The sequence below is a fragment of the Rhodopirellula europaea 6C genome (assembly GCF_000338295.1).
Classification (GTDB): Bacteria; Planctomycetota; Planctomycetia; order Pirellulales; family Pirellulaceae; genus Rhodopirellula; species Rhodopirellula europaea.
This window is the reverse complement of sequence record NZ_ANMO01000212.1, coordinates 47,056-58,352: the sequence shown is the minus strand read 5'-3', so window position 1 is coordinate 58,352 and position 11,297 is coordinate 47,056. Positions and strand designations below refer to the sequence as shown.

Sequence of the window (11,297 nt, the reverse complement as noted above, 5' to 3'; positions counted from 1 at the left end):
CTGCTCGGGCGGGGTTCTTAAGGCGTTACTGGCAAAGCACTTGAAAACTGCACTCCACGCCAATCCCGCGAGGGGAATGGCGAAGACTAAAAACAGAAGCCAGACCAATACCAGAGGAAGGTTTGCCATGACATCGGTCGCTCCAATCAACGAGAATCGCACCGGCGAGGCCGGTTCGAGCACGGTCCGCTTCTAAAGTGCTTCTCTATTCTTCGACAGCTTCGAAGATCGCGATTTGGCCATCGTTGGGTTTGCCGTTCGAATTCTCGCTGGCACGTCGCCATGAAAGAACAACACCGTACAGCTTGCCATCGATTTCAACCGGGCAGAAACCGTGCATGTGTTGCATCAGCTGCAGGCTCTCGTAGGTCGCGGGCACCAAAGCACCGGAAGGCTTTCCATTTTCCATCACCAACACGGGCGCTGTTTCATTCGTCGTCGGCAACGCGTTCAACAGCGGCAAAAACATGCTGTCGCCAAAGCTTGAAATGTTGCAAGGGTTCGAGCCCTTGGGCAATTGAATGTAGTACTCCTTTTCAGCTCCCGGTGTGCGAAGCTGAGCTCCACCTGGAGTGAAGGAGAAAATGCGACCGTGCGAGCGGGACGCGATTTCGACGATCTCTTTGCCGCCTTCGGTTGCAACCTGAACGCCGTGACCGGTGTTCAGCATGCCGCCGCTGCCTTCTCGGCCGCCCCATGCCGGACCGCCCCATTTCCACTGGCCGTCGACCAATTCGGCGGACAGAGCAAAGTCACCCGGTGCGTATCCGATGACAACAACCAATCGCTTTGCATCCGGCAGAAAGACAACATCGCACGGAGTGAATCGTCCGCCTGACTTGAAGTATTGATTGACGGTCGGGTTGTCGAATTCGTCGCCCTTGGGTTGAGTCAGTTTCGCAAGGACTTCACCGCGTTTGGTCACGAACACTTCTTGCGTGTTGGTCGAAGCGAACGCCCAGTAGGATTCGCCATCCAAGACAAAGCAATCGGTTCCGTGAGCGTTCATGCCAGCAGCGAACACTGGATCCTGATCTTCAACGAGAGTCCATTCCTTCAACTCGGAATCGAGCTTCACGAGTCCGTGTTTAGCAACAGCCGTCACGACTTCTCCGGTCAACAAATCCCGGTCGGCGTTGTTGTGCAAGCCACCTTTGGCCGCATTGATCATCGCTTCGGATTGCTTGCCCAATTCCGGACGGTGTTCCCAGCGATACGTTTTGCCGTTGACTTGGAACTTGTTGGTCGGCGCAGTTGGATCGAACTTCGCGGTGGATTCCTTCGACGCATCGGAATCTCCGTGCTCGTGGCCTTCATGGGTCATTCCCGCCAAAGGAATTCCGGAGAGGATCGCAAAAACGGAGCAGATGATTATTCGGGTGTAGGGCACGATTGAGAGTCTTTTTTGGAGGATGATGAATCTGAAATGCACCGGCCGCGGTGGTCGTTTCCACGAGCAATTTCGGTGCATCCTGCGGGTGCCAATCTCTGTTTTCCGAGCCGGATCTGTCAATTGGGTGACGAAACCGAGAGCCATTACCAGCTCGAGCCTGCCCACAAAATCGCGGCAAAAGGCTCTGTGGCGATGATTCTACTTCAAACCAAACAGCGATCGCACGCTCTTCAAATTCACTCTCTAAAATAAACGGGAGTTCAGATCGACCAAATCCCAGCGGTTCTAAGCGGGTAGGCAGGAATAACTGTGTAGAACCTCACGTAGGCGAGTCTCTCTGAGACTCGCAAATAACAGCGTCTCGGAGAGACGCCGCTACGTGATCAAGCCCAATGACTCCCGCTCACGTGCTTAGGACATGAAAATTGCGACTTCGATACATTCGACATCGGCCAATCCGCCATCCTCTCCCTCCTCGATCGCGAGGCAGTTTCGATCGTTGAGTGCGGTTCTCGCAGAGCGTATGCTGAACAGATTGCGACGACGAGAGACCGCGACGAAGCAGGTTACATCACGTTTGCCGCAAACAAGAATCTGGCGTTATCGTTGTCTCTTTCAGCGTTTTCCGATGCCCCAAAAGAATGAACCAAAAGCAAACCAAGTCGGCCATGGTGGGGCCTCGGCAATTTCAGTGGCAGGGCGGTGGCTGGTTTGGATGCGTGATCGGCGGATCCGCTTGGCTGGTTCCCATGTCGGCGATCCTTGCGTTGAACGGTCAACCCATGCTCGCTCTGGTACCTTCGGGATGCTGCGTGCTGACGATTCTTGTTGGGCTGGCCCTTTGGCACAATCGTGACCGAGTACGTCCGTTTCGAGCATTGATTGGCATGTTAATGCTATTCTCGATCACGACTCCATTTGCTTGGTTCACCGTTGCAACCAACGCGACGGCGGATTCCCTTGTGCTCCTCAATTGGCCTCAGTCAATCGCGATCACTGCGATGGTCGCGCTGATCTGCCCCACCATTGCGATCTGGTTTTGCTTCCTCGAATACTCTCATCACGGCACGTCGAAACGGGCAAACCAAGACGTGTGAACTCCGATCAGACGCGCATCGAAGTGTTGAACATGTCGTCTCCTCGCCCGCCCACCGAGCGTCCTTCCCCTATCAAAATCGCTTGTGAAGATCAAATCTGTTGACGAATCCTTATCGACCGCCGCAGTCTGATGCCAGTTTTGATCTCAGCCACCAAGCCGTTCGGAAGCGAGTCTCCCGCCCTGCGACGGCACTGCTCATCATGGCGTCGATCCATGCCGTGCTTGTGACGATTCATCTTGTTTCAGCAGGTTTTGTCTATTACCAGCAGCTTGGTTCTGGGATTTCGTTGATCGCGACCGGCACCGCCGCCGCACAACTCGTGTCGATGATTGTGATTTCCATTGGTGCCGCCAAGCTTGGATTTTTGGAATCCTATCGAATGGCACGCATCGGATCGATTCTCGCGTGCGTTCCCTTGCTGACACCCTTCGTCTGGCTAGGCATCCCATTCGGTATCTGGGCATTGAGACTTCTGCGTGATCCTGAGATCCGCGGGGCGTTCCCAGATCAATCAATGTCCGATGAGTTGGATGGCAGTTAAGCATCCACGGCCACGAACTGGACGTCGAATTCGATGCGTTCGACCAATCAAGATGCAAACGCGGCTTTCGTTGACTCGCAGCATCGGTCTGGATAGACCGTTTGAGCTTGCTGAAGCGAACCGTGGCTAACGCCAAACGGCTAAAGTGATCGTGGGAAGGAACCGTGGTGGATGTCAAAAGGGTCGAGGTGATCGATGGAAGGAATCGGGAGAGCCGATCGCTCGCTACCACTGCGAGTTGATCGACGCTACTTTCTGCAGACGTATCTCGATGCTCATCAAAGAAACCAGTGTCCACGCAACCTTGGTGAACAGTTGCAACTTCTTTCCTCTCACGAGCTTGGCAACGAATTCATGCACCGCATCCATTCCCTGGTAAGAAATGCGTCCGCATTGGCCATTGCCGTGGTGGCATTCTCAGCGTCGATCGTTGCGTCTGAACCAAAGCCGATCGAAGCGTGGGACAGAGTTGTCTGCATCCAAAGCCAGGTCGAATCGAAACCCGACACGGGCAAGCTTTGCTCGGCGTTTCTCGTCACCGCAGACGAACGGTTGTATCTCGTGACGGCTGGCCACGCTTCCGCTGAAACAAACCTCAAGAGCAAGCTTCGGTATCGAGATCCAGATGGCGTGACGCAGTGGGTATCGCTCAAGACATTCTTCCGAACATCGACCAATCCGTGGCAACGAAACGAGCAATCCGACTTCGCGATCGCAGAGCTTCCCAATGTCGATGGTGCTGAAACGTACCGTTCTCATCTTTCTGCACTCTCGATCTCGTTGGATTCCATTTGCACCGAAACCCCGCCTCGCACGACCGAAATCGTGACGGTCGGGTTTCCGCTGGCCATCGGAGCTGGTGATGTGATCTCACCCGTCGCGGTGGTGGGGCATGTCGCATCTCGCGAAACGAACACGGCGAATAGTTGGGGGCACGAACCAATCGTGTATTGCTCGCCAGCCCTCGCTCAAGGAACCAGTGGCGGCCCAGCTTTTCTGAACAACCAGCCGGACGGAGAACTGACGGTGATCGGCATTTACGTCGGCGTGGTTCACGACGTGTCGGGTGCCAAGCTGTCCAAGATGGTTCCCGCCCACCTGATCCGCGCGCACATCTCGTCACAGCAAACGAACGAATAGCGAAGGATTGAGCGAGAAACGATCGCGTGCCATTCGACGTCCGCGAAACGCTGCCCGCACCGGCGGTTCACTTCCGCAATTGGCGACCGCGTGGCATTCGGCAGCAATCCACACTGCGATTGAAGAAGCAGATATTCCGGTGGGGAACATCCAGCACGCCCAGGTGGATTCGAACCACCGACCTACGGATTAGAAGTCCGTTGCTCTATCCAGCTGAGCTATGGGCGCGAGAGGAGGGTCGCTCGATGGCGACGAGCGGCAGTTTAAACCACCGGTTTCGATTTGGCGAGTTGACCTGCCGCGTTTTGGTGGCCGCTTGATTCGCGACTCAGTCGGCCTCGATGCCGGTTTGCCCGTAGGACCAACCGCACTCCCCGCACTCGTCATTGTCTTCCGCCATTTCATTGCCACACGCCAGACACGCGTCCTCGTTCGTGTTCGCCATCATCTGAAGCCGAGCCTTCGATTGAGTCCTCAGTTGGCTGGCAATCTGCTTGGCATGGGCCTCCTGAGACTCGGGCACCTTCACCTTGACGCCCCCATACGCACCGGAATGCATCCAGTTCATGCCGACGGTGTGGTTGTCCACGAGCTGAGGCGTCAAACCTTCTCGCGTCAACAACATGGCCAACATCTCCGCATCGACCACATGATCAAATACATCGACGATTACAAAATTGCTCTGCATGGAATGGATCCCGGTAGGTTTGGATTGAAAATACGAACCATTCTCGGGCCAGAGGTGTGGGTCGCAGATGGATGGGCGAGGAATCCGTTGCTTGTGGGCGCTCAATCCAATTGCTCGTTTGCCTGAAAAGTTTCACGAGTTTCGTTGGTAAACCGTTTCGATCGCTTTGGCCTCTTCTCCGTCTGGCGTGACGTTGTAGGCGGTGATGACCAAGCCGGATTCTTCATCGTACGCGTAGCGAGTTTTCCAGCCCCAGCGTGGGTGATCCTTGCCAACGTCGTAGTGGCCGAAGACTTCGAACGCAGCACATCGTTTTGACGACCCTTCGGGCACCGACAACGGTCCACGCGAAATCATGATGGCTCCGCTCATGTGGAAATCGTCTACCCAGGAGATCTCAAAGTTCTCCGTGACTTCGTTGAAAGCGATCCATTCTTCGCCGTGACGCGGACGGCCTTGGATCTGACTTTGGTACACGTGACGCAGAAAGCGACCTTCCAGCATTGGCTTGATGCTGCCGGAGACGTCGGATTCGTCAGCGAGCTTGCCGGGTTCGAACCAGGTTTGACAGTTCCCTCGCCAATCTCCTTCAAGGGCACGCAGCAGTTGTCGGGGTGGCACGGCAATTCCTCGGAATACAAGCGGCGGTTGATAAACCTCAAGGATAACGATTTGATGAAGCGCGCATAAAAAAACGACCCCGGAGAGTCTGGCTCTCCGGGGCCGCTAGTCTTTGAAATCGATCGTCGACGAACTATCGCGTGGCGACCGGTTGCGTGTAGATCGCGTGCTTGGCGTTGCCACCGGCTCGCAGGTAAGCAACCAGGTCAGCGATCTCTTCCTCGTTCAGCGTGTCCAACAAACCGTTGGGCATCATGCTGACGGTGGATTCACGCGTTTGGATGACGGCTTCCCGATCCACTTTCGTGAGTGAAGAAGGATCCAACATGTTGGTCATCACGTTCAGCTCTTTGTTCCGCATGTTGATCACACGGCCGGTGATGACTTCTCCATCCTCGGTCAGGAACTGCGTCGACCCATATTGGTCGCTGATCACCTTGCTGGGTTCGATGATCGAAACCAACATGTCACGAGGGCTGAACTTGCCACCGGCACTCGTCAAATCGGGACCAAGAATCCCGCCTTGCAATCCCATTCGGTGACACTTGTAACACGTCGCGGCGGCAAACATCGCCTTGCCGTTTTCGAAGTCGGGACGACGGTTTTCATCGCTCACCAGATCAACCAAATCGTCGACCTTCCATTGCTTGACAAATTCGCGTGGCGGTCCGGTGGGTGCCTCATCGGCTTGCTTGGGTTTGGCCAGCACGTCAGCCAGCGATTGCTTGTCAGCGTCTGACAAACGTTCAACAGTGACCTTTTTGATGTTGTCCAAGAAACCACCAAACGACATTCCGCCACGAGCGGTTGCCATTTCGTTGAACCACGCCAAGTAATCGCGACGAAGGTCCTTGCTCCAACCTTCCTTGGCTGCCCGCAATGCCATCGCGTAGTGGATTTGGCTCTCTTGGCTTGGCGAATTTTGCAAAGCGGCCACGACCGAGGCGGTCGAATCTGGATCGCCCAAGTAGATCGCCATGATCGCCAGCTCGCGGTCGAGCGAATCGACGCCGGTCGGGAATTGACCTTTGATCTTGCCGAACAGGGCATCTCGCTGCGTTTCGGTGAATTCGCCCAAACGCATCGCGACCAGACCAGCCGCACGAAGGAAGTCAATCTTTTCATTGGCCGTCAACGAATCCAGCTCGATCGTTTCCAACGCTTTGACAGCATCAGCTTGATCCGATTTTTCGCCCGTACGAGCCAAAGCGATCACGCCGAGAATTTTGGCTTCGGCGTTTGCTTCGTTTAGCGCCGTATTCTTCCACGCCGAAGGCGAACGGTGTTCCAAAGCGACTCGAGCGGCGAAGCGAATCGCGCGGTCGTCATGGCTCAGGTTCTTGATCGCTTGTTTGACAGCTTCGTCAGGAGTGACCGAAAGATCCGCGTCGTCCACGTGCAAAGCTTCGATGCTTTGACGCAGCTCACGAAGTTGTTTGGCTTCGTCCGACAGAGCGACAACTTCTTCCGCCGCATCGGCAGCGGCGATGTCACCGGTGTACTTGATCCGGTACAGACCGCTTTGCGTGCCACGACCACCGATCGCGAAGTACAAGGCTCCATCGGGATGGATGACCAAGTCCGTCACGGGCAAGGGTGCTGCGGTGGCGAAGGTTTCGTAAGTCCCGCTGTAGCTGGAACCATCTTCGGTCAGGTGAACCGCGTGAATGTTGCCGTAGCTCCAATCCGAAATGAACAGAGCGTTCTCATACTTCTTAGGGAATTTGGCTCCGTAGCCAAAGACAATGCCCGTTGGTGATCCGGGTCCGATATCAACAGCGGATCCAAACGAATCGGGATAGTACGCAGGCCATTTGCCGGTACCGTTTCGCCATCCGAATTCTGATCCACTGATCACGTGGTTGATTCGAGTGGGGCGGTACCAAGGCGTGCCGACGTCCCATTCCATGTCAGCGTCGTAGGTGAACAGTTCGCCTTGACGGTTCAACGCGATGTCGTAGGGGTTACGGAAACCAGTTGCGATCAATTCCACATCGCTGCCGTCAGGGTTCAACGAGCAGATGAATCCACCAGGAGCCATTCGGTTGGCGTTGTGGCCTCGAGCATCGGGCATGCGGCCGAGCAAGTGGTCTTCGTCCCAAACCTTTGGCACTCGCGAGTGGGCGATGTCTTCGGGCAAATTGGTGTTGTTGCCCGCGACCATGATGATGCGTTTGCCATCGGGCGTGACCAGCAACGCGTGAGGACCGTGCTCACTGCCGCCATTGAGCGGAATGATGTGTTCCTTTTTGTCGTACTGATCGTCGCCATTGGTGTCAGTCAAACGCCACAAACCGCACGGGAATTCGCGAGCGTTGACGTTGGCGTACAGCGACCCGAATGCGCACAGCAAACCTTGGGCACCGACAAATTCAATCTCGAGCTTTTCAACTTTGGCTTCACCCGAGCTCATGTCGATTCGGAACAGTCCGCCGGCTTGATCGCAGGCAATCAGGCGTCCTTTGGGATCGACCGTCAAGCTGACCCAAGAGCCTTCCGACTCGGGGGAGACTTCGTGCAACAGCTCGACTTCAAAGCCTTCAGGGACCTTGAACTGCTCGGCGGGCGTGACGCCCAACCCAGCCGATGCGGTCGGAAGATGAAGTTGGCTCAGTCCGAGGACGCCAACGATGGCTCCCAGACGAAGGGCGGATGACGTCACCGCGAGAACTCGCCGGGACAAACAGTTTCCCGCGTGCGAGCTCGCGAAAACGCCAGCAAACGTGGAAGAACAGAGGGATTTCATGGACGAAGCAGTTGCCGGAGGGATGGGGAGGGAGTGGGGGACGTGGTCGCAAACCACGCCGTCGAGCGTTCGCTCGGAGAAGTCCATATATTAACCGGCGGCCAGGGCAACCGCCAACCAACACGGTGAAGATCTTCGAAGTCCCTCTCGCCCGCCCCAAAGTGGCGTGAAACCGCACCGATCGATCTCTCCTCTCCTCGAATCAGCACTGGTTGGTGGCCGAGCGGACTCTCGTTCGGAATCCCACGCTTTATCGTGGTTGTGCAGTTTTAAAGTGCCGTGTTGTTGGCGTCTTGCGAACCCCGCCCGTTGGCAATGAGCTTGTCGATTTTGCTGTAGGTTGGCCACTCTTGGCCGACATCCGCAACTTGGACGGGCAAGAGTGCCCATCCTACATGCGTTGGAAACCCCATTGACGACTCAACCGACAAGCCGCAGCGGGAGGATCGGAATGCGAGCGTTCAGCGAAAATTCCGGGGAAGGGAGTGCGCACCGTTTCACATGCCCGGCCCTCACCCTCGCGTACGGAGGTCGTGCAGTTGTTAACTGCTGTGTTGCCAAGCGTTTAACATCACCCTCCCCCTGGGAGGGTCGAGCGAAGCGAGGGGAGGGCTCAGCATTGAATCCAGCACGTAACCCTCCCCGGCCCAAAGCGGCCCGACACTCCCAAAGGGAAGGTGAAGTAAAACTGCACGGCCTCCACACCCCCGAAGTGGTTCAGTGGCCGTTTGGTATCGACACGCCGGCCGGCGGCTTGCTACAGGCCACTTGAAGCGTGGTTTTTGCCACGCGTTCTCGTTTGTTTTGTGTTGGTGGCTGCCATGAATACTTGGATCGGAATCCCGTCGTTTACCGCCCTCGTCTGTATGTTGGCAGGCATTCTGGCTGGGCATTTGCTGTGGTACCGCGATCGCAGTCGTGATGTGCAGGCCATCAAAGACGCCGAGAAAAAGTACGCGAAAGCGAAAGCGGCGGCTCGAAGCCGAAAACACCACTTCCTCAGCATGCAAGGCGACATCGATTCGCTGCAATCCAGCCGGGACGAAGTGAAAGCCGAAAACGAACAACTGCGTCAGTGGCTGAAAGACCAAAAGCAACTGACGGCCGAAGCGGAAACCGAACTCGGCCACCTGCGGACCGAACACAGCCGTTTCGAATTGGCCAACAAAGACGCGGAAGAAGCTCGCAAAGCCGCGACCGATTCATTGGAACAAGCGGAAAAAGAAATCGAGTCGTTGCGTTCTGCTTTGGCGGACAACGAAACCCGGTTTGAAGAATCCGCTTCCAAGATGCGTGAGCTCGCCGAAACCGCCAACGCCACCGGCGATGAGCTTGCCAACAAGGAGAAGCAGCAGGAATTCCTGATGCAAGCCAACGAGCAACTCAAAACACAAAACGCGGAACTCGAGTCGCAAATCGAAGTCACTCGCGGTGAAGTCTTTGCAGCTGAGGAAGCCCTCAACGCTTTCCGAGAACAACAAACCACGCTGCAGAACGAACAACAAAACACACAAAGCCAGGTCCAACAAATCCTTGCGGACCTCAACGCTGCGAACGAAGAGATCGACACTCTCAGCCAAGCCAACGAGTCGCTGCTTCAACGAATTGAAGAAGCGGTCACCCAGCGTGACGCCGCGATCTTGCAGCGTGATCAATTCGCCGCCGAGCGTGAAAACGTATCCAACGAATACGACGAAACCGGCCAACGCTTTGCCGAGTTGCAAAAGGAATACGAGCACCTGCGATCACAACACGAGATCGCCATCCAAACCGCGACCCGCCACGAAGAAACCGTGCAAGTGGTTCGCGAAGAATTGGAAACTCGCAACGAAGAGGTGAGCGAACTGAAGACCGCTCGCACGCAACTGGAATCCACGTTGCAGGAGAACGAACTGAAACTGCAAACGCTGCAAAGCGAACGCGAAGAGTTGGCAGACGAACTGGACGAGCGAACGCTTCGAATCCAAGAAGCCATCGACAGCCGAGTGGTCGCCGAGTCCGCACTTTCAGAACTCGAAGAGCGGCTCAGCCTGACTCAAACGGAGCTGAATTCCAAACTGGAAAGCACCGCATCGCAATTGGAGTCGACCGAATCGAGCCTGTCCGAAACCCAGTCGCAACTTTCGCAGACGGTCGAAAAACTGACGACGACCGAGTCTCAGCTGGAACAAACACGGACGGAGCTGGCATCGGTTCAAACCAGTTGGAATGAGAGCCAAGCCAAGCTGTCAGAATCGGAATCCAAACTCTCCGCCACCGCACAGAAATTGTCGACCGTCGAGTCGCAACTCGAGCAAGCTCAAACCGATTTGGCATCCACCGCGTCTCGTTTGGAAACGACGGAGTCTTCGCTCGCGTCCGCGATTGTCCAACGTGACCGTCACGAGAAAACGCTGCAAGAGATCCACGCCTCGACAGAACAACTCCGCAACGAAGCCACGCAATTGGAAGCCACCATTGCGGCGAAAGACGACGCGATCTCACAACTGCGGATCGATCTGCAGGAACAGCAAGATTCCGTGTCGCGGCACCGTGCCGAGATCGAACGTCTTCAATCGGTTCGTCCCGAGTTCGAGAAGTTGAAGCAAACCGTTTCGGATCGAACCAACGAATCCACGCGTTTGGCTCAACAGGTCAAGAATCATCAGCAACGCGAAACGCAGTTGCAGCAAGAGATCGACGAACGCAATCAGCAAGTTCAATCGCTGCGACGATCGCAGGAGCAACTGGAGTCTCGAATCGGCGAACAAACTTCGCTGGTGCAACGATTGACCCAAGAGCTGAAGTCGACCAAAGAATCTCTGCAAACCGCTCGTCAGCACGAACCGCGTGCCGCGGCGATGCAGTCCCAGGTCGCCGACCTGACCGTCGAGCTCAAACGCGTTTCGAGCGAACTTGATCAAAGTCTCGATGCGAACGCGGAAATGCAAGAACGCATGCGAGTGCTGGAAGGCAAACTGCACGAGAGTGCCGCCGTCATGCGGGACCTTCGTCGCAAACGAGCCCACGTGCCCGTGTTGGAATCCAACGAGAACCAACGTCGCGCCGCGTAGCCATCCGTCTCGGGG

At 55.9% G+C, this 11,297-nt stretch carries 9 protein-coding genes and 1 tRNA gene; 5 read left to right on the top strand and 5 right to left on the bottom strand.

The window, feature by feature from the left end; translation table 11 throughout:
• Positions 1-196: hypothetical protein (locus RE6C_RS33055; RefSeq protein WP_236618428.1), on the top strand; the 196-nt coding region annotated here is incomplete at its 5' end.
• Between the two features lie 9 nt (positions 197-205).
• Here the strand turns inward: RE6C_RS33055 and RE6C_RS22210 are convergent.
• The gene (locus RE6C_RS22210; RefSeq protein WP_008660253.1) at positions 206-1,324 is read right to left on the bottom strand and encodes a hypothetical protein; all 1,119 of its coding nucleotides are present in this window, start codon (positions 1,322-1,324) and stop codon (positions 206-208) included.
• Positions 1,325-2,034: 710 nt separating this feature from the next.
• On the opposite strand from RE6C_RS22210, the gene RE6C_RS22200 reads away from it, so the two are divergent.
• From RE6C_RS22200 to RE6C_RS22190, 3 genes are all read left to right on the top strand, one after another.
• Positions 2,035-2,490 carry a hypothetical protein gene (locus RE6C_RS22200; RefSeq protein ID WP_008660252.1) on the top strand — a complete coding sequence of 152 codons (456 nt, stop codon included), beginning with the start codon at positions 2,035-2,037 and terminating at the stop codon, positions 2,488-2,490.
• A 100-nt stretch (positions 2,491-2,590) separates the two neighbouring features.
• Positions 2,591-3,034, top strand: a complete 444-nt coding sequence (locus tag RE6C_RS22195) for a hypothetical protein (RefSeq protein ID WP_039963023.1) — start codon at positions 2,591-2,593, stop codon at positions 3,032-3,034.
• Positions 3,035-3,388: 354 nt separating this feature from the next.
• Positions 3,389-4,174 carry a S1 family peptidase gene (locus tag RE6C_RS22190; protein WP_052035025.1) on the top strand — a complete coding sequence of 262 codons (786 nt, stop codon included), beginning with the start codon at positions 3,389-3,391 and terminating at the stop codon, positions 4,172-4,174.
• Positions 4,175-4,328: 154 nt separating this feature from the next.
• Here RE6C_RS22190 and RE6C_RS22185 read toward each other — a convergent pair.
• From RE6C_RS22185 to RE6C_RS22170, 4 genes are all read right to left on the bottom strand, one after another.
• A tRNA-Arg gene (locus tag RE6C_RS22185) sits at positions 4,329-4,402 on the bottom strand.
• A 100-nt stretch (positions 4,403-4,502) separates the two neighbouring features.
• Positions 4,503-4,862, bottom strand: coding sequence for a putative signal transducing protein (locus RE6C_RS22180; RefSeq protein ID WP_039963019.1), 360 nt, complete (start codon positions 4,860-4,862; stop codon positions 4,503-4,505).
• Positions 4,863-4,994: 132 nt separating this feature from the next.
• Positions 4,995-5,483, bottom strand: a complete 489-nt coding sequence (locus RE6C_RS22175; protein WP_008660242.1) for a DUF1579 domain-containing protein — start codon at positions 5,481-5,483, stop codon at positions 4,995-4,997.
• Positions 5,484-5,616: 133 nt separating this feature from the next.
• Positions 5,617-8,166: a c-type cytochrome gene (locus RE6C_RS22170; protein ID WP_039963018.1), complete on the bottom strand. Its 2,550-nt coding sequence runs from the start codon at positions 8,164-8,166 to the stop codon at positions 5,617-5,619.
• Positions 8,167-9,050: 884 nt separating this feature from the next.
• Here RE6C_RS22170 and RE6C_RS22165 point away from each other — a divergent pair.
• Entirely contained in the window at positions 9,051-11,282 is a 2,232-nt protein-coding gene (locus RE6C_RS22165; RefSeq protein ID WP_052035024.1) for a coiled-coil domain-containing protein, read from the top strand.
• The last annotated feature ends 15 nt before the right edge of the window (positions 11,283-11,297 follow it).

Coding starts and splice junctions, on each gene's coding strand:
- RE6C_RS22200 (WP_008660252.1), top strand. CDS start 2,035: ATGAACCAAAAGCAAACCAAGTCGGCCATGGTGGGGCCTCGGCAATTT.
- RE6C_RS22165 (WP_052035024.1), top strand. CDS start 9,051: ATGAATACTTGGATCGGAATCCCGTCGTTTACCGCCCTCGTCTGTATG.
- RE6C_RS22180 (WP_039963019.1), bottom strand. CDS start 4,862: ATGCAGAGCAATTTTGTAATCGTCGATGTATTTGATCATGTGGTCGAT.
- RE6C_RS22210 (WP_008660253.1), bottom strand. CDS start 1,324: ATGACCCATGAAGGCCACGAGCACGGAGATTCCGATGCGTCGAAGGAA.
- RE6C_RS22190 (WP_052035025.1), top strand. CDS start 3,389: ATGCACCGCATCCATTCCCTGGTAAGAAATGCGTCCGCATTGGCCATT.